This window comes from Agromyces sp. MMS24-K17 (assembly GCF_043950245.1).
Lineage (GTDB): Bacteria > Actinomycetota > Actinomycetes > Actinomycetales > Microbacteriaceae > Agromyces.
In genome coordinates this window covers 3,366,984-3,384,629 of the sequence record NZ_CP171640.1, presented here as the reverse complement: position 1 = coordinate 3,384,629, position 17,646 = coordinate 3,366,984, and the positions used below count along the sequence as shown (strand labels likewise).

Below are 17,646 nucleotides of genomic sequence, written 5' to 3'. Positions count from 1 at the left end.
CTTCGCAGGTGCTGAGCGGTATCCACCCCATCCTGACCGGCGACCTGCTCGCCGCGCTCGATCGACTCGGGCACGGCGACGAACTCGTCGTCGCCGATGCGAACTTCCCGGCCCACCGGCTCGGCGCCGGCGTCGTCGACCTCCCCGGGCTCGGCTCGCCCGTCGTCGTGCAGGCCATCCGCACCGTCGTCCCGCTCGACGGGTACGAGGGCGCGGCCGTGCTGCTGATGGCCGCCGAGGCCGACGACCGGCCGCCCGTGCAGGTCGACCTCGTCGAGGCCGCCGCGGTCGACGACCCGTCCCGGGTCGAGGAGCTCGAGCGCTTCGCGTTCTACGACCGTGCCGCTCGCGCCGCGCTCGTCGTCCGCACCGGCGAGCTCCGGCCGTACGGCAACCTCATCCTCCGCAAGGGCGTCGTGAACGCCTACGTCGCGAACGGACCGGCGCGATGAGCGCCGCGGAACCCGGGCGCCCGCCGCTCCTCGAGCTCGAGGGCGTCTCGAAGTCGTTCCCCGGCGTGAAGGCGCTCGACGATGTGCGGCTCGACCTGCGCCACGGCGAGGTGCTCGCCCTCGTCGGCGAGAACGGCGCCGGGAAGTCGACGCTGATGAAGCTGCTCGCCGGCATCCACACGCCCGACGCCGGCTCCTTCCGCATGAACGGGCACGAGCTGCGGCTCGACGGCCCGCGGCACGCCCAGGAGCAGGGCATCAGCATCATCCACCAGGAGTTCAACCTGATGCCCGACCTCACGGTCGCGCAGAACATCTTCATCGGCCGCGAGCACCGCTCGGCCGGGCTGTTCCTCGACGACCGGGGCCTCAACCGCCGCGCACAGGAGCTCTTCGACCGCCTCGGCCTCGCGCTCGACCCCGCCGAACGCGTCGAGGGCCTCACCGTCGCGCGCCAGCAGATGGTCGAGATCGCGAAGGCGCTGTCGTTCGACGCGAAGGTGCTCATCATGGACGAGCCGACCGCCGCGCTGAACGACGCCGAGGTCGACGTGCTGTTCGACCTGATCCGGCGGTTCCGCACCGACGAGACCGGGGTCATCTACATCTCGCACCGCATGGACGAGCTGTCCCGCATCTCCGACCGCATCACCGTGCTCCGCGACGGCCGCTACATCGACACCCTCGTGACGGCCGGGACCTCCCAGCGCGAGGTCATCTCGCTCATGGTCGGCCGCGAGCTCCACGGCGAGCAGCGGCCCGCGCCGCTGCGCACCGACGCCAAGCCGATGCTGACCGTGCGCGGCCTGTCCACGAAGCACCTGCTCCGCGACGTCTCGTTCGAGGTGCATGCCGGCGAGATCCTCGGGTTCGCCGGGCTCATGGGCGCCGGCCGAACCGAGGTCGCCCGCGCGATCGTCGGTGCCGACCGGCGCGACGGCGGCACCATCACCCTCCGCGGCGCGGACGTGCAGATCGGCAGCCCCGCCGACGCCGCCCGCCTCGGCATCGGCTACCTCTCGGAGGACCGCAAGCAGCTCGGCGTGCTCCTCGAGCGCAGCGTCCGCGAGAACATCGTGCTCGCCTCGCTCAAGGAGTACGTCGCCGGGCTCGGATTCGTCCGCAACGGACGGATCGAGGAGGCCGGCCGGCACTACGTCGACCTGCTCCGCATCAAGACGCCCTCGACCGCCCAGCTCGTGCGGAACCTCTCCGGCGGCAACCAGCAGAAGGTCGTCATCGCCAAGTGGCTCGCGAAGGACTGCGACGTGCTGATCTTCGACGAGCCGACCCGCGGCATCGACGTCGGTGCCAAGGAGGAGATCTACGGCCTGCTGCGCGACCTCGCCGACCAGGGCAAGGCGATCATCATGATCTCCTCCGAACTGCCCGAGATCCTGCGGCTCTCCGACCGCATCGCGGTCATGGCCGAGGGCCGGCTCACCGCCGTCCTCGCCAACGCCGAGGCCACCCAGGAGAACGTCATGGACTACGCCACCCGATTCAGCGCCGAAGGGACGATCGCGCGATGACCCCCACCTCCACCCAGCCCGACGCGTCGACCCCGTCGACGACGGCCTACCGGGCGATCGACGCGGGCCGGCCCCGGTTCGCCCGCCTCCGCGGCTCGCTCCAGCAGTTCCTCGCCGCAGCGAGCCTCATCGTGATCGTCGTGTTCTTCTCGATCGCGAACGAGCACTTCTTCACGGCGAACAACCTCATCTCGATCCTCACCGCCGCGACGGTCACGGGCATCCTCGCCCTGGGCACGACGTTCGTGATCATCACCGGCGGCATCGACCTGTCGATCGGCACCGGCATGGTGCTGTGCGGCGTGATGTCGGGCGTGTTCCTCACCTACTGGGGCTGGCCGCTGTGGGCCGGCGTGCTCGCGACCATCGCCTTCGGTGCGCTCATCGGCCTCATCAACGGCGTGAACGTGTCGGTGCTCGGCATCCCGCCGTTCATCGCGACGCTCGGCATGATGCTCATCGCCGCCGGCCTGTCGCTGGTCATCTCGGGCACGAAGCCGATCTACTTCAACGACACCCCCGAGTTCCAGCAGATCATGAACCTGTCGATCATCCCGGGCATGCGGTTCCCGCTGGGGGTGCTGATCTTCATCGTCGTCATCGTGATCGCCGCGATCGTGCTGTCGAAGACGATCGTGGGCCGCTACACCTTCTCGATCGGCTCGAACGAGGCCGCGACCGCCCTGTCGGGCGTCAACGTGCGCCGCTGGAAGATCATCATCTACACGATGGCGGGCCTGTTCGTCGGCCTCGCCGGCGTCCTGTCGGCCTCGCGCCTCTCGTCGGCGCAGCCGACGGGCGGCATGGGCCTCGAGCTCGAGGCGATCGCCGCCGTCGTGATCGGCGGCACGTCGCTCCAGGGCGGCAAGGGATCCATCGTCGGCACCGTCATCGGCGCCCTCATCATGGCCGTCCTCACGAACGGCCTCCGCATCATCTCCGTCCCGCAGGAATGGCAGTCGGTCGCGGTCGGCATCGTCATCCTCGTCGCCGTCTACCTGGACATGCTGCGACGCCGTCGGGCCTGAGACATCCGGAGCACCCGGAGACCACCGCAACACAGTGAACACAGACACAAGGGAGTGACCATGTTGAAGAAGCGCACGATCGGCGTCCTGGCGGGCGCCGTCGCGACGGCGCTGATCCTCGCGGGCTGCGCGAGCGACGGCGGCGACAGCGGATCGAGCGAGGGCGGCGACCGGCCGTACGTCGCGCTGATCTCGAAGGGGTTCCAGCACCAGTTCTGGCAGGCCGTCAAGGCGGGCGCCGAGCAGGCCGCCGAGGAGTTCGACGTCGAGGTCACGTTCGAGGGCCCCGACACCGAGGCCGACGTCGACCAGCAGATCCAGATGCTGCAGACGGCGCTCGACAAGAGCCCCGACGCGATCGGCTTCGCCGCCCTCGACAGCCAGGCGGCCGGCCCGCTGCTGCAGCAGGCGAAGGACAGCGACATCCCCGTCATCGCCTTCGACTCGGGCGTCGACAGCGACATCCCGCTGACGACCGCGTCGACCGACAACAAGGCCGCCGCCGCGGAGGCCGCCAAGCACATGGCCGAGGCGATCGGCCACGAGGGCAAGGTCGCCCTCGTCGTGCACGACCAGACGTCGGTGACCGGCCAGGACCGGCGCGACGGCTTCGTCGAGTACCTCGAGGAGAACGAGCCGAACATCGAGGTCGTCGACATCCAGTACGGCGGCGGCGACCAGGCGAAGTCGGCCGACCTCGCCAAGGCGATCATCGCGGCGAACCCCGACCTGAAGGGCATCTACGGCTCGAACGAGGGCTCGGCGATCGGCGTCGTGCAGGCCGTGAAGGAGCTCGGGCTCGACCCGTCGCAGCTCACCGTCGTCGGCTTCGACTCGGGCAAGGCGCAGATGGACGCGATCCGCGACGGCCTCATGATCGGCGCGATCACGCAGAACCCGGTCGGCATCGGCTACGAGACGGTGAAGGCCGCGGTCGACGCGATCAACGGCAAGTCCCTGCCGAAGACGATCGACACCGGCTTCTACTGGTACGACGCGACGAACATCGACGACGAGAAGATCCAGGCGGTCCTCTACGAGTGATCGTCGGGTGATCGGATGACCCGGAGGGGCGCAGGCGGTGAGCCGGCGCCCCTCCGGCATGTCCGGGGCGAGTGAGCGTGCCGTGCTCGTGCACGGTGCGCGGCTCGCAGCGCGGCCCCGCCGCACGCGCGGCGCGGCCCCGCCGCGCGCTCAGCGCGTCGCGATCAGAGCGCCTCGCGCAGCCACTGCGCGACGCCGCCGACGTGCACGACGGTGAGGGCCTCCGCGAGCTCGGCGTCGCCGGCGGCGATCGCGTCGAGGATGGCGTGGTGCTCCTGGAGCGTGCGGCCGACGGCGTTCTCCTGCGTGATGCCGCGCCAGATGCGGGCGCGCACCGTGTGGCTGGAGAGCGAGTCGATGAGGCTCGCGAGGTACGAGTTGCCGGTCGACTGGGCGATGCCGCGATGGAACTCGAGGTCGTGCTCGACGAGGCTCTCGACGTCGGCGGCGTGGTCGACCGCGGCGACGATCGCGCGGAGGTGGTCGAGCTGCTCCGGCGTGGCGCGGCGGGCGGCCTGGGCGGCCGCTGCGGGCTCGAGGATGCGCCGGACGTCGAAGATCTCGAGGATCGACTGGTCGTCGTGCAGGTCGACGACGAACGACATCGCCTCCAGGAGGAGCCGCGGCTCGAGGCTCGTGACGTAGGTGCCGTCGCCGCGTCGCACGTCGAGCACGCGGATCACCTCGAGCGCCTTGACCGCCTCGCGGAGCGAGGAGCGCGAGAGGCCCAGCCGCTCGCTGAGCTCCTTCTCCGGCGGCAGCCGGTCGCCGGGCGCGAGTTCGCCCGCGAGGATCATCGCCTTGATGCTGAGGATCGCCTGATCGGTGACGGCCATGCGTGCATCGTAGCGCGAGACATCCGATGTCTTGGGACGTTCGGGCGGGCGGGGCCGGCGGGATGGCCGGAACCGGGGGAACCGGAGCTGATGGGACCGTGGTCGACCGGTCAGGCGAGCCCGTAGACCCTGGCGCCCGTGCCGCCGGCGATGGCCGCCCACTCGTGGCCGCCGTCCTCCGCGACCCGGCGCACCCGCGCCGCCCAGTCGGCGAACGAGCCGCCGGCGCCGAGCCGCGCGCTCACCGGCCAGTCGCTGCCGAGCATCGCGCGGTCGGCGCCGAACGCGTCGAGCGCGCGGGCGAGGAAGGCGTCGGCGTGCGCGTCGAGCGAGGCGCGGTCGGATGCCTCGGCCGCGAGCCCCGACAGCTTCACGTGGGTGCCCGGCCGGTCGGCGAGCCGGTCGAGCGCGTCCGCCCACGCGCGGCCGGCGTCGGAGTCGAGCCCCGCGTCGACGGGCGGCTTGCCGACGTGGTCGAGCACGACGTCGAGCTCGGGCACGGCGTCGAGCAGGTCGGCGAGGGCGTCGAGCTGCGGGTGCACGACGCACGCGTCGAACGGGATGCCGCGCTCGGCGAGGAGCTCGAGGCCGCGCCGCAGCGCGGGATCGGCGAAGGCCTCGACGGGCTCGCCCTGCAGCAGGTGGCGGATGCCCCGGACGAGCCGGGTGCCGTCGGGCCCGCCGATGTCGGCGAGTGCGTCGAGGTGCTCGGCGAGCGACGCCGAGCGCAGGTCGGCCGCGGCGACGATGCCGGCGAGCTCGGGCCAGTCGGCGGCGAGCCCGGCGACCCAGTGCGCCTCATCGAGCGACTGGTCGGCCCGGCAGTCGGCCTGCACGAAGACCATGCGCGCGGTCGCCCCGTCGGCGCGGTCGACCTCGGCGGGGAGGAAGGGGTGATCGAGGGCCGGGAGGCCGGCGAGCCAGAGGTAGTCGAGGCGGGTCGGGTCCCAGACGTGGACGTGGGTGTCGAGCAGGACGGCGGTGTCGTGCGGGCGGGCCATGGTCACCCACGATATCGGCGGGTGGCGTCGTCAGGCCGCCGCCCGCCAGAGGTGCATCGAGGCGTAGCTCCGCCACGGCGCCCACGCGGCGCCGCGGGCCGCGAGCTCGGCGGGGGCCGCCGGCAGGCCGAGCCGGCCCGCGCCGTTGCGGAGCGCGAGGTCGCTCGTGAGCAGCACGTCGGGGGCCCGGGTCACGCGCATCGCAAGGTAGCCGGCCGTCCACGGCCCGATGCCCGGGATCGCCAGGAGGTCGGCCTGCAGGTCGTGGCGCTCGCGCTCGGGCGCGACGACGAGTGCGCCGGCGTCGAGCCGCCTGGCCACGTCGACGATCGTGCGGATGCGTGCGGCCGGGCCGCGCAGCACCCGCTCGCCGTGCTCGGCGATGGCGCCGGCGGTCGGGAACAGGCGCACCGGCGTGCCGTCGCCGCCGGGGCCGGCGGACCACGCCCGGTCGACGACCTCGCCGAGCTCGGCGGCCAGCCGGGTCAACGCGGTCCGTGCCGCCGCGACCGAGACCTGCTGGCCGACGAGGGCCCGGAACACGAGTTCGTGCGGGTCGAGCGCTCCGGGCAGTCGGATGCCGGGCACCGCCGCGACCGACGGCGCGAGCACCGGGTCGGCCGCGAGCGCCGCGTCGATCGCGACCGCGTCGGCATCGAGGTCGAACAGCCGTCGCACGCGCGCGACGAGCGGCGGGAGGTCGGCGAGCGTGGCCAGTCGCGCCGACACGTCGATCGCGGGCGCGTCGCCCGCGTCGGCCAGGGTCACGAGGGCCGGGCCGCCGGGCAGCCGCAGCGTGCGGGTGTAGCGGCCCGCGGGGTCGGCGATCTCGACGCCGGCGAGCGCCCGGGCGGCCAGCCACCCGAACACCCCGGCCGCGTCGAACGGCGGACGAGCGGGCAGCCGGAGTCGGACGACGCCGGAACTCGCGGCGGGTTCGCCGGCGCCCGGCTCCGTGCTCCGCTCGCGCACCCGCGCCGCCGCGCGCACCTCGATCGGGCTGCGCTCGTACACCTCGCGGATCGTGTCGTTGAACTGGCGCACGCTGCCGAAGCCCGACGCGAACGCCACGTCGGCGACCGGGAGCGCGGTCGAGACGAGCAGCGTGCGGGCGACCTGCGCCCGGTGCGCGCGCGCCAGCGCCAGCGGGCCGGCGCCGAGCTCGGCGGTCAGCACCCGAGTCAGGTGACGCGGCGTGTACCCGAGGCGCGCCGCGAGCCCGGGCACGCCCTCGCGCTCGACGACCCCGTCGGCGATCAGCCGCATCGCCCGGGCCGCGAGGTCGTCGCGCAGGTCCCATTCGGGGGAGCCGGGTACCGCGTCGGGCAGGCAGCGCTTGCACGCCCGCAGGCCCGCCTCGTGCGCCGCGGCCGCGGTGAGGTAGAAGGTCACGTTGCGCGGCTTCGGCGCGACCGCCGGGCAGCTCGGGCGGCAGTAGATGCCCGTGGTGTGCACGCCGGTGACGAACTGGCCGTCGAAGCGGCTGTCGCGCGCGAGCATGGCGCCGTAGCGCTCCGCGAACAGCGGATCGGCGAGGGCGGTGTCGGGGGCCATGCCTCCACCCTCGCACGGCCCGCCGACATCGACCAGCGGGAATCGGACATGACCGCGGCGTCGGCGGCGGTCCGTAGGCTGACCCCATGACCGACCTCCGCACCCGGCTCCAGGACGAGCTCGGGGCATCCGTGAGCTTCGCCCCGGCCGAGCTCGACCGCGTCCGCGCCGACCGCTCGGGGCAGCGGGCGCCCGATCGACCGCTCGCGGTCGTGCGCGCCCGCACCGTCGACGAGGTGCAGCGGCTGCTGCGCCTCGCGACCGAGACGGGCACGCCGGTCGTGCCGCGCGGCGCCGGCACCGGCCTCGCCGGCGGCGGTATGGGCGGCGCCGGCGCGATCGTGCTCGACCTGTCGGCGATGGACCGGATCCTCGAGCTCGACCCGCTCGACGAGCTCGCCGTCGTCGAGGCCGGCGTGCTGAACGGCGACCTCGACGCGGCGGCCCGTGCCCACGGCCTCTGGTACGCCCCCGACCCGGCGAGCCGGGCGATCTCGTCGATCGGCGGCAACATCGCCACGAACGCCGGGGGACTCCTCTGCGCGAAGTACGGCGTGACCCGCGAGGCCGTGCTCGGGCTCGCCGTCGTGCTCGCCGACGGGCGGCTGCTGCGCACCGGCCGCCGCACGGTGAAGGGCGTCACCGGGTACGACCTCACCGCGCTGCTCACCGGGTCGGAGGGAACCCTCGGCGTCATCGTCGAGGCCACCGTGCGGCTCCGGCCCGTGCCGGCGGGGGAGCCGGTCACGATCGCGGCCGCGTTCGCCGACCTCGAGGCCGCGGCCGCGGCGTGCACGGCCGTCATCGCCGCCCGGCTCCGCCCCGCGATGCTCGAGCTCGTCGACGCGGGCGGGCTCGCGCGGATCCGGGCGCACCTCGGCGACGCCGCCGTCGCGGGCACGCCGATCGAGCACCTCGCCCCCGGCGAGGCGTTCGTGCTCGCCCAGGCCGACGACACGGATGCCCCGGCCACCGCCGCGGCGATCGCCGAGGTCCTGCGCGAAGCCGGCGGCCGGGTCGCGCTCGCCGCCGATGCGGTGACGGGGGAGCGGCTCGTCGCGATCCGGCGGGCGTGGCATCCGGCGCTCGCCGCGAGCGGCGAGGTGCTGATCGAGGACGTCTCGGTGCCCCGGTCGCGGCTGGCCGACATGTTCCGGGCGATCGACGAGATCGGCCGGCGGCACGGCGTCGAGATCCCGACGCTCGCGCACGCCGGCGACGGCAACCTGCACCCGAACTTCGTCTACGACGGCGACGAGGTGCCCGAACGGGTCTGGGCGGCCGCCGACGACCTGTTCCGCGCGGCGGTCGCCCTGGGCGGCACGCTGACGGGCGAGCACGGCGTCGGCATCCTGAAGCGGCGGTGGCTGCGCGACGAGCTCGGCGACGACGGGCTGGAACTGCAGCGCGGCATCAAGGCCCTGTTCGATCCGGCGGGCATCCTCAATCCCGAGGTCATGTTCGACCCGGGCGTCAGTAGGATTCCGGCGTGACCACCCCCGACCCGCGGCCGTACCCGTACCCGACGCATCCGCACCCCGGATCCCCGTACCAGGCGGCGCCGCAGTACCCCGTGCTGCCGAGCCCCGCACCGGCGCAGCCGATCTGGTCGGCGCCCCCGCCCCGCGCACGGTCCGGCGGCGTCGTCTTCGCGATCATCGGCATCGTGCTCGGCGTGGTCGTCGGCCTCCTCGTGCTGGCGTACCTCGTCATGGCGCTCGGCGTGTCGACCGTGGCCACTGGCGCGTTCCTCGCCCTCGTGCCGCTCGCGATCGTGCTGCTCGCCATCCGGTGGGTCGACCGGTGGGAGCCGGAGCCGCGCTGGGCGCTGTGGGCGACCTTCCTCTGGGGCGCCGCGGTGTCGGTCGCGATCGCGCTGCTCGTCGACCTCGGGGTGCAGGTCGCGACGGCGTTCGCCGTGCCCGGCGGCTCGCCCGACGAGGCGCTCGCCGCCGTGGTGCAGGCGCCGCTCGTCGAGGAACTCGCGAAGGGCCTCGGCGTGCTGCTCGTGTTCGCGTTCTCGCGTGCGCACTTCGACGGCCCGGTCGACGGCCTGGTCTACGCGGCCACCGTCGCGGCCGGGTTCGCGTTCACCGAGAACATCCTCTACTTCGGCGTCTCGCTCGCCGAGGGCGGGGCGGTCGAGCTCGGCAGCGTGTTCGTCGTGCGCGGCCTGTTCTCGCCGTTCGCGCACGTGCTGTTCACGGCGTGCACCGGCCTCATGATCGGCATCGGCGCCCGCCGCGGCGCCGGCGCGTCGATCATCCTCTGGTTCCTCGGCGGGCTCGCCGGGGCCGTCTTCCTGCACGCGCTGTGGAACGGGTCGCTCACGTTCGCCGGCGACGGCGCGATCGCGCTCTACTTCCTCGTGCAGGTGCCGCTGTTCGCCGGCGCGATCCTGCTGACCGTGTTCCTCCGGCGGGAGGAGTCGAAGCTCACCCGCACCCGGCTCGGCGAGTACGCCGCCGCGGGCTGGCTCACGCCGGGAGAGGTCGACGTGCTCGGCACCCCGGCCGGGCGCCGGCGGGCGCTCGCGTGGGCGCGCGTGCAGCGGCCGTCGCGGGTGGGCGAGGTGCGCGGGCTGATCGCGGATGCCACGACCCTCGCCTTCAACCGGCAGATGGTCGTCTCGGGTCGCGGCGACGTGCGCCGCGTGCAGGACGAAGGCGCGCTGCTCCAGCGCCTCTCCGCCCGGCGGAGCGCGCTGCTGCGCTGACCGGCGCCGCGGCCTAAGCTGGGCTCGACCGCATCCACCTTCGACGGCGAACGGAGGCGGCTTGCCAGCACCCCGGCTCGCCCAGCCCGACCACGATCGCGACCTCCGCGACCGGCTCGTGCGCGCGCAGCAGGATGCGATCGAGACCGGCGTGGTGCCGTTCACGCTCCGGCCCGTCGTGCGGGAGTCGTGGGAGCGGGCCATCCGCGGGTCGCTCGATCCCGACCACGTGCTGCCGCGACTCGACCTCGGCGACGAGGCGTTCCACACGTACCGGTCGGGGCACGCGCTCGCCGTGGTCATGCCCGTCATCCGCCGTCTCCTCACCGAGGACGCCGACGACACCGGCCTGATCGTCGCCGTGGGCGACGAGCGAGGGCGGCTGCTGTGGGTCGAGGGCGACCGGAGCCTGCGCCGGCGCGCCGAGGACATGCTCTTCGTCGCCGGCGCCGACTGGTCGGAGGGCACGGTCGGCACGAGCGCGCCCGGCACGGCGCTGCAACTCGACCGGGCCGTGCAGATCCGGGGCGCCGAGCACTACAACCGGCTCGTGCACCCGTGGAGCTGCACCGCGGCGCCCGTGCACGATCCCGACACCGGCGCCCTGCTCGGCGTCATCGACATCACCGGTACCGACCACGCCGTCGCCCCGCACACCCTCTCGCTCGTCTCGGCGACGGTCGCCGCCGTGGAGGCGCAGCTCCGGGTGGCCCGGCTCGAGTCCACGGTGCGCGACTCCATCCGCCGCACCCGGCTGCGCGCCGCACCCGCGGCGGCCGCGACCCGGTTGTCGGTCCTCGGCGACCGGCGGCCGATGCTCGGGGCGACCGAGTTGAGCCCCCGCCACGCCGAGATCCTCGCGCTCCTGGCGTGGCATCCGCGGGGCCTGCCCGCCGAGCGCCTCGCCGACCTCGTCTACGAGGGCGGTGCCCCGACGGTGACGCTCCGCGCCGAGATCGTACGGCTGCGCAAGGTGCTGGCGGCCGCCGGCGAGCCGCCGCTCGAGTCGCGCCCGTACCGGCTCGGCCGGCCCCTCGACCTCGACGCGGCCGAGGTGTTCCGCCTGCTCGGGCAGGGCGCGCTGCGCCGGGCGTTCGACCGGTACCCGGGCCCGGTGCTGCCGGCGTCGACCGCGCCGGGCATCGTCGACCTGCGCGAGGAGCTCGCGGGGCGGCTCCGCGAGTCGATGCGATCGGATGCCTCGCCCGACCTGCTCCTCGCGTACGCCGAACGCGAGGGCGTCGACGACGTCGAGGCGTGGCGCGAGCTCCTGGCGATCCTGCCGCCGCGCTCGCCGCGCCGGGCGGTCGTCGTCGCCCACCTCGAGCGGCTCGAATCCGACTGAGCCGTCGCAACCCGGCTGAGCTGTCGCAACCCGACTGAGCCGTCGCAACCCGACCGAGCCGTCGCAACCCGACTGAGCCGTCGCAACCCGACCGAGCCGTCGCAACCCGACTGCAACCCCCGGCAACCGGCGCGCAACCTGCGCCTGCGTAGCGTCGCCGACACCCCACCCCGGGGCATCCGACAACGACGTCACAGGAGGCGCACGAATGACCGTGTACGCCGCGCCGGGAACCCCCGGCGCCCTCATCGAGTTCAAGCCCCGCTACGAGCACTTCATCGGCGGCGAATGGGTGAAGCCCGCCGGCGGCGCCTACTTCGAGAACATCTCGCCCGTGAACGGCAAGCCGTTCACCGAGGTCGCGCGCGGCACCGCCGCCGACATCGAGGCCGCACTCGACGCGGCCCACCGGGCGGCGCCCGCCTGGGGCCGTACCAGCGCGACCGAGCGCGCCCGCATCCTCAACGCCATCGCCGACCGCATCGAGCAGAACCTCGAGCTCCTCGCCGTCGCCGAGACGTGGGACAACGGCAAGTCGATCCGCGAGCCGCTGAACGCCGACCTGCCGCTCGCGGCCGACCACTTCCGCTACTTCGCGGCCCTGATCCGGGCGCAGGAGGGCAGCTTCACGCAGCTCGACGGCGACACGGTGGCGTACCACTTCCACGAGCCGCTCGGCGTGGTCGGGCAGATCATCCCGTGGAACTTCCCGCTGCTCATGGCGGTGTGGAAGCTCGCGCCGGCGCTCGCCGCGGGCAACGCGGTCGTGCTGAAGCCGGCCGAGCAGACGCCGACGTCGATCCTCGTGTTCCTCGAGCTCATCGCCGACCTGCTGCCCGCGGGCGTCGTCAACGTCGTCAACGGCTTCGGCGTCGAGGCCGGCAAGCCGCTCGCGTCGTCGAACCGCATCCGCAAGATCGCGTTCACCGGGGAGACGACGACCGGCCGGCTCATCCTCCAGTACGCGTCGAACAACATCATCCCGTCGACCGTCGAGCTCGGCGGCAAGAGCCCGAACATCGTGTTCGAGTCGGTCGCCGACCGGCGCGACTCGTTCTACGACAAGGCGCTCGAGGGCTTCAGCCTGTTCGCCTTCAACCAGGGCGAGGTCTGCACCTGCCCGAGCCGCTCGCTCATCCAGAAGTCGATCTACGACACGTTCCTCGACGACGCCATCGAGCGCACGAAGCTCGCGAAGCAGGGCAACCCGCTCGACACCGAGACGCAGGTCGGCGCGCAGGCGTCGAACGACCAGCTCGAGAAGATCCTGAGCTACATCGACATCGGCAAGCAGGAGGGCGCGAAGCTGCTGCTCGGCGGCGAGCGGGTCGACCTCGGGGGCGACCTGAGCGAGGGCTACTACGTCGCGCCGACGATCTTCGAGGGGCAGAACCGCATGCGGCTGTTCCAGGAGGAGATCTTCGGCCCGGTCGTCGCGGTGACGAGCTTCGAGGACTACGACGACGCCATCCGCATCGCCAACGACACCCTCTACGGGCTCGGCGCCGGCGTCTGGAGCCGCAACGGCAACGAGGCATACCGCGCCGGCCGCGACATCGAGGCGGGCCGCGTGTGGGTGAACAACTACCACGCGTACCCGGCGGGGGCGGCGTTCGGCGGCTACAAGTCGAGCGGCATCGGCCGCGAGAATAACAAGCAGGCGCTCGACCACTACCAGCAGACGAAGAACCTGCTGGTCAGCTACGGCGAGACCCCGCTCGGGTTCTTCTGATCGGCGCGGGCGGATGTCCCTGGATCGCCTGTCCCGCAGGGTCATCGCGTCCGTGACGATCGGAGGGGAGGTGTCGCCGCGGGTGGAACTCGCACCCGCGGCGACCGACCTCCTCGATCGCCTCTGGAGCGTGCACGGCCCGCTCATGTTCCACCAGTCGGGCGGCTGCTGCGACGGCAGCTCGCCCATGTGCTACCCGGCGGGCGAGTTCCTCACGAGCGACGCCGACGTACTGCTCGGCGAGCTCGACCTCGGGCCCGGTGCGGATGCCTCGCCCCGCGTGGTCCCGTTCTGGATATCGGCGGAGCAGTTCGCCTACTGGCGGCACACCTATCTCATCGTCGACGTGGTGCCGGGCCGGGGGAGCGGCTTCTCGGTCGAGGCACCCGAAGGGGTTCGGTTCCTCATCCGGTCGCGGCTGATGGAGTCCTGATGCGGCGTCGGAACGGCACGGCTCGAGGGCAGAGCCCCGACGCAAAGAATTCGCCGCCTCGACGTGTGGCAATGCCTACAGCGTTCCGGGGCGGCGAATCCTTTAGGCCTCCAGCATCGCGAATGACCGCGGGCGGCGCAACCTCTTGGTGGACATCTGTCAGTTCCGCCGACGCACTCCGACGTCCGATCCGCGCATTCCGCAGGCCGGCCCGGTCGCCGCCTCGAATCGTCGATGTCCGCTCACGATTGCCTCTCGGCGAGGCATCCGTTTGGATGGAACCATGACCGATCTGAACAGCAAGCCCGAGGTCGACGCGCCCGAGGGCCCGGCGCCCGACGTGCTCATCATCGAGGACATCGTCGTCGGCGACGGCCCCGAGGCCACGCCGGGCTCGACCGTCGAGGTGCACTACCTCGGCGTCGAGTACGACTCCGGCGAGGAGTTCGACTCCTCGTGGGGCCGCGGCCAGTCCATCAACTTCCCGCTGCAGGCGCTCATCGCCGGCTGGCAGGAGGGCATCCCCGGCATGAAGGTCGGCGGACGCCGCAAGCTCATCGTCCCGCCGCACCAGGCCTACGGCCCCGCCGGCGGCGGCCACCGCCTCAGCGGGCAGACGCTCATCTTCGTGATCGACCTGCTCGGCGTCAGCTGAGCGAGTCCTCACCCGACGCATCATCGCGCGAACGGGCCGCCGGGCTTCCGGCGGCCCGTTCGCGTCTCCGGCGCCGAGCGCCCGGAATGGGAGGATGGCCCGCATGACCCGCATCACGGCGCGACGTCGCGTCACCCGGTACACGCTCGGCGAGCGCACCTCGCGCCGCGAGGACGATCTCACCGCCGAGGAGCCGCTGGAGGTCCGCGTGGGCGGCCGGCCGCTCGCGGTGACGATGCGCACGCCCGGACACGACGTCGATCTCGCCCTCGGACTGCTCGTGAGCGAGGGCGTGGTCCGCGGCCGCGACGACGTGCTGGGCGCACGCCATTGCGCAGGCGACCCGGCCGGCGGGCGAGGTGCGGATGCCTCGAACGCCGACAACGTCCTCGACGTCGCGCTGGCCGCGCACGTGCCGCCGCCCGCGGCCTCCGCGACGCACGCGCTCACGATGACGAGCGCCTGCGGGCTGTGCGGCAAGGACTCGATCGACGCCGTGCGGCAGCGCTCCGCGTTCGACGTCTCGCGCGATCCCGTCACGCTCGACCCGGCCTGGCTCACCGCGCTGCCCGACCGCATGCGCGAGGCGCAGGCACTCTTCGCCCGCACCGGCGGACTCCACGCGGCCGCCCTCGTCGACGTCGCCCGCGACGAGGTGCTCGTCGTCCGGGAGGACGTCGGCCGGCACAACGCCGTCGACAAGGTCGTGGGGTGGGCCCTCCGGGAGGGGCGCCTGCCGCTCCGCGGCACCGTGCTCGTGGTCTCGGGCCGTGCCGGCTTCGAGCTCGCGCAGAAGGCGTCGATGGCCGGCATCCCGGCGATGGCCGCCGTCTCCGCGCCGTCGTCGCTCGCGGTCGACCTCGCGAACGAGGTCGGCATGACCCTCGCCGGGTTCGTGCGCGGCTCGTCGTTCGTCGTCTACGCCGGCGATGCGCGCATCGTCGAGCGGTCGGCGGAGCCGGTCGCGGCGACCGAGCCGGTCGCGGCAAGCGGGGCACGCGCATGAGCCGCCGGTCGCCCGACGCCGCGCTCCCCGAGCACGCCGAATACCCCGACCTCGCGGTCGGCCACCCGAAGCGCGAGGCGGCCGGCGCCGAGGCCGTGGTGCGTTCGCTCGAGGCATCCGTCCGGCAGCTCGGACCGGCACGCGCCGCCCGCCTGCTGCTGAACGTGAACCAGAAGGACGGCTTCGACTGCATGAGCTGCGCCTGGCCCGACCCGGGCCATCGCAGCGTCGTCGAGTTCTGCGAGAACGGCGCGAAGGCGATCACCTGGGAGGCGACGCCGATCACGGTGCCGCGCTCGTTCTGGGCGGAACGCTCGCTGAGCTCGCTCGCCGACGCGACCGAGTACTGGCTCGGCCAGCAGGGCCGGCTCACCGAGCCCGTGCACAAGGCGGCCGGCAGCGACCACTACGAGCCGATCGGGTGGGACGAGGCGTTCGCGATCATCGCCGACCGCCTGAACGCGCTCGACTCGCCCGACGAGGCCGCGTTCTACACGAGCGGTCGCACGGCGAACGAGACCGCGTTCCTCTACCAGCTGTTCGTCCGCGCCTTCGGCACGAACAACCTGCCCGACTGCTCGAACATGTGCCACGAGTCGACCGGCACCGCCCTCCTCGAGACCATCGGCATCGGCAAGTCGACCATCGCCTACGACGACTTCGGCACGGCCGACCTCGTCATCGTCATGGGGCAGAACCCCGGCACGAACCATCCGCGCATGCTCACCGCGCTGGAGGAGACCAAGCGCAACGGCGGGCAGATCGTCGCCGTGAACCCGCTGCCCGAGGCCGGGCTGGTCCGCTACCGGAACCCGCAGAAGGTGCGCGGCCTCGTCGGCCGCGGCACGCCCCTCGCCGACCGGCTGCTGCAGATCCGCTCCGGCGGCGACCAGGCGCTGCTCCAGGCGGTCTCGAAGCGGGTGCTCGCGGCCGAGGCGGATGCCCCGGGCACGGTGCTCGACCACGACTTCATCGCCGCGCACACCCACGGCTTCGAGGCGTTCGCCGGCGGGCTCGCCGACCTCGACGAGGGCGAGGTGCTGCGGGCGACGGGACTGACAACCGAGGAGCTCGACGACCTCGCCGCCCGGTACGTCGCGGCCGACCGCGTGATCGTCACCTGGGCGATGGGGCTCACGCAGCAGCGCAAGGCCGTCGACACGATCAAGGAGATCGTGAACCTGCTGCTCCTCCGCGGCAACATCGGGAAGCCGGGCGCCGGTGCCTCGCCGATCCGCGGGCACTCGAACGTGCAGGGCGACCGCACGATGGGCGTCTGGGAGAAGATGCCCGAGTCGTTCCTCGCCGCGCTCGGGCGCGAGTTCTCGTTCGAGCCGCCGCGGCGGCACGGGCTCGACTCCGTCGAGACGCTGCGGGGCCTGCAGGCCGGGCGGGTGAAGGTGTTCGTCGCGATGGGCGGCAACTTCGTCGGCGCGATCTCCGACACGGCCGCCGCCGAGTCCGCGATGCGCGGTGCCCGGCTCACGGTGCAGGTGTCGACCAAGCTCAACCGGTCGCACGTGATCACCGGCGAGGAGGCGATCATCCTCCCGGCGCTCGGGCGCACCGAGGTCGACCTGCAGGAGTCCGGCCCGCAGTTCGTCTCCGTCGAGGACAGCGTCTGCGCGGTGCACGCCTCGCACGGCGCGGTGCCGCCGATCGGCGACGACGTGCGTAGCGAGGTGGCGATCGTCGCCGGCCTCGCCCGCGCCGTGCTCGGCGACCGGGTCGACGTGGACTGGGAGGGGATGACCCGCGATTACGACCTCATCCGCGACCACATCTCGCGCGTGGTGCCGGGGTTCCAGTCGTTCAACGACGACGTGCGCCGGAAGGGCGGGTTCGTGCTGCCGAACGGCCCGCGCGATTCGCGCACGTTCGCGACGGCGAGCGGCCGGGCGGAGTTCACCGCGACCGCGCTGGAGCCGATCGAGGTGCCGCCGGGCCGGCTCATCCTGCAGACGCTGCGCTCGCACGACCAGTTCAACACGACGATCTACAGCTTGGACGATCGCTACCGGGGCATCCGCAAGGGGCGCGACGTGGTCTTCGTGAACCCCGACGACCTCGACGACCTCGGCCTCGCCGATGGCGACCGGGTCGACGTGATCAGCGAGTGGCCGGGCGAGCCCGACCGGGTCCTGCCCGACCAGCGCCTCGTCGCGTACCCGACCGCGCGCGGCTCTGCGGCGGCGTACTACCCGGAGGCGAACGTGCTCGTGCCGCTCGGCTCGACGGCACTCGGCAGCAACACGCCCGTGTCGAAGGCGGTGATCGTCCGGTTCAACCGCCGGGCGTGACCGCGGCGAACG

General features: G+C 73.0%; 15 protein-coding genes. 12 read left to right on the top strand and 3 right to left on the bottom strand.

Going from position 1 to position 17,646, the window contains the following annotated elements:
- The first annotated feature begins 8 nt into the window (after window positions 1-8).
- Genes ACGGZK_RS15560 through ACGGZK_RS15545 form a run of 4 tightly spaced genes read left to right on the top strand, consistent with a single transcriptional unit; the run spans window position 9 to window position 4,056 of the window.
- Window positions 9-452, top strand: coding sequence for an RbsD/FucU family protein (locus tag ACGGZK_RS15560; protein ID WP_395243530.1), 444 nt, complete (start codon window positions 9-11; stop codon window positions 450-452).
- Window positions 449-1,984, top strand: a complete 1,536-nt coding sequence (locus ACGGZK_RS15555) for a sugar ABC transporter ATP-binding protein (RefSeq protein ID WP_395243529.1) — start codon at window positions 449-451, stop codon at window positions 1,982-1,984. Before ACGGZK_RS15560 ends, ACGGZK_RS15555 begins: the two co-directional genes overlap by 4 nt.
- Window positions 1,981-3,012 carry an ABC transporter permease gene (locus tag ACGGZK_RS15550; protein ID WP_395243528.1) on the top strand — a complete coding sequence of 344 codons (1,032 nt, stop codon included), beginning with the start codon at window positions 1,981-1,983 and terminating at the stop codon, window positions 3,010-3,012. The genes ACGGZK_RS15555 and ACGGZK_RS15550 overlap by 4 nt, the downstream gene beginning before the upstream one ends.
- A 60-nt stretch (window positions 3,013-3,072) precedes the next feature.
- Window positions 3,073-4,056 (top strand): ABC transporter substrate-binding protein, encoded by a 984-nt coding sequence (locus tag ACGGZK_RS15545; RefSeq protein WP_395243527.1) that lies wholly within the window; start codon window positions 3,073-3,075, stop codon window positions 4,054-4,056.
- A 164-nt stretch (window positions 4,057-4,220) separates the two neighbouring features.
- Here ACGGZK_RS15545 and ACGGZK_RS15540 read toward each other — a convergent pair whose 3' ends face one another.
- From ACGGZK_RS15540 to ACGGZK_RS15530, 3 genes are all read right to left on the bottom strand, one after another.
- Window positions 4,221-4,892, bottom strand: coding sequence for a FadR/GntR family transcriptional regulator (locus tag ACGGZK_RS15540; protein WP_395243526.1), 672 nt, complete (start codon window positions 4,890-4,892; stop codon window positions 4,221-4,223).
- 110 nt (window positions 4,893-5,002) lie between these two features.
- The gene (locus tag ACGGZK_RS15535) at window positions 5,003-5,893 is read right to left on the bottom strand and encodes an amidohydrolase family protein (protein WP_395243525.1); all 891 of its coding nucleotides are present in this window, start codon (window positions 5,891-5,893) and stop codon (window positions 5,003-5,005) included.
- Window positions 5,894-5,923: 30 nt separating this feature from the next.
- A complete protein-coding gene (locus ACGGZK_RS15530; protein WP_395243524.1) occupies window positions 5,924-7,447 on the bottom strand; it encodes a DNA-3-methyladenine glycosylase 2 family protein in 1,524 nt (507 codons plus the stop codon).
- Window positions 7,448-7,533: 86 nt separating this feature from the next.
- On the opposite strand from ACGGZK_RS15530, the gene ACGGZK_RS15525 reads away from it, so the two are divergent.
- From ACGGZK_RS15525 to ACGGZK_RS15490, 8 genes are all read left to right on the top strand, one after another.
- Window positions 7,534-8,940, top strand: a complete 1,407-nt coding sequence (locus ACGGZK_RS15525; RefSeq protein WP_395243523.1) for an FAD-binding oxidoreductase — start codon at window positions 7,534-7,536, stop codon at window positions 8,938-8,940.
- Window positions 8,937-10,163 carry a PrsW family intramembrane metalloprotease gene (locus ACGGZK_RS15520; RefSeq protein ID WP_395243522.1) on the top strand — a complete coding sequence of 409 codons (1,227 nt, stop codon included), beginning with the start codon at window positions 8,937-8,939 and terminating at the stop codon, window positions 10,161-10,163. Before ACGGZK_RS15525 ends, ACGGZK_RS15520 begins: the two co-directional genes overlap by 4 nt.
- 61 nt (window positions 10,164-10,224) lie before the next feature.
- Entirely contained in the window at window positions 10,225-11,508 is a 1,284-nt protein-coding gene (locus ACGGZK_RS15515; protein ID WP_395243521.1) for a GAF domain-containing protein, read from the top strand.
- Window positions 11,509-11,716: 208 nt separating this feature from the next.
- The gene (locus tag ACGGZK_RS15510) at window positions 11,717-13,240 is read left to right on the top strand and encodes an aldehyde dehydrogenase family protein (protein ID WP_395243520.1); all 1,524 of its coding nucleotides are present in this window, start codon (window positions 11,717-11,719) and stop codon (window positions 13,238-13,240) included.
- Between the two features lie 13 nt (window positions 13,241-13,253).
- The gene (locus ACGGZK_RS15505) at window positions 13,254-13,673 is read left to right on the top strand and encodes a DUF779 domain-containing protein (protein ID WP_395243519.1); all 420 of its coding nucleotides are present in this window, start codon (window positions 13,254-13,256) and stop codon (window positions 13,671-13,673) included.
- Between the two features lie 283 nt (window positions 13,674-13,956).
- Window positions 13,957-14,328 (top strand): FKBP-type peptidyl-prolyl cis-trans isomerase, encoded by a 372-nt coding sequence (locus ACGGZK_RS15500; RefSeq protein ID WP_395243518.1) that lies wholly within the window; start codon window positions 13,957-13,959, stop codon window positions 14,326-14,328.
- A gap of 103 nt (window positions 14,329-14,431) precedes the next feature.
- Window positions 14,432-15,334, top strand: a complete 903-nt coding sequence (gene fdhD / locus ACGGZK_RS15495; RefSeq protein ID WP_395243517.1) for a formate dehydrogenase accessory sulfurtransferase FdhD — start codon at window positions 14,432-14,434, stop codon at window positions 15,332-15,334.
- On the top strand, window positions 15,331-17,634 hold the full coding sequence (locus ACGGZK_RS15490; protein WP_395243516.1) for an FdhF/YdeP family oxidoreductase: 2,304 nt from the start codon (window positions 15,331-15,333) through the stop codon (window positions 17,632-17,634). Before fdhD ends, ACGGZK_RS15490 begins: the two co-directional genes overlap by 4 nt.
- Window positions 17,635-17,646 lie beyond the last annotated feature (12 nt).

Coding starts and splice junctions, on each gene's coding strand:
- ACGGZK_RS15505 (WP_395243519.1), top strand. CDS start 13,254: ATGTCCCTGGATCGCCTGTCCCGCAGGGTCATCGCGTCCGTGACGATC.
- ACGGZK_RS15500 (WP_395243518.1), top strand. CDS start 13,957: ATGACCGATCTGAACAGCAAGCCCGAGGTCGACGCGCCCGAGGGCCCG.
- ACGGZK_RS15545 (WP_395243527.1), top strand. CDS start 3,073: ATGTTGAAGAAGCGCACGATCGGCGTCCTGGCGGGCGCCGTCGCGACG.
- fdhD (WP_395243517.1), top strand. CDS start 14,432: ATGACCCGCATCACGGCGCGACGTCGCGTCACCCGGTACACGCTCGGC.
- ACGGZK_RS15550 (WP_395243528.1), top strand. CDS start 1,981: ATGACCCCCACCTCCACCCAGCCCGACGCGTCGACCCCGTCGACGACG.
- ACGGZK_RS15530 (WP_395243524.1), bottom strand. CDS start 7,447: ATGGCCCCCGACACCGCCCTCGCCGATCCGCTGTTCGCGGAGCGCTAC.
- ACGGZK_RS15490 (WP_395243516.1), top strand. CDS start 15,331: ATGAGCCGCCGGTCGCCCGACGCCGCGCTCCCCGAGCACGCCGAATAC.
- ACGGZK_RS15555 (WP_395243529.1), top strand. CDS start 449: ATGAGCGCCGCGGAACCCGGGCGCCCGCCGCTCCTCGAGCTCGAGGGC.
- ACGGZK_RS15540 (WP_395243526.1), bottom strand. CDS start 4,892: ATGGCCGTCACCGATCAGGCGATCCTCAGCATCAAGGCGATGATCCTC.
- ACGGZK_RS15535 (WP_395243525.1), bottom strand. CDS start 5,893: ATGGCCCGCCCGCACGACACCGCCGTCCTGCTCGACACCCACGTCCAC.
- ACGGZK_RS15510 (WP_395243520.1), top strand. CDS start 11,717: ATGACCGTGTACGCCGCGCCGGGAACCCCCGGCGCCCTCATCGAGTTC.
- ACGGZK_RS15525 (WP_395243523.1), top strand. CDS start 7,534: ATGACCGACCTCCGCACCCGGCTCCAGGACGAGCTCGGGGCATCCGTG.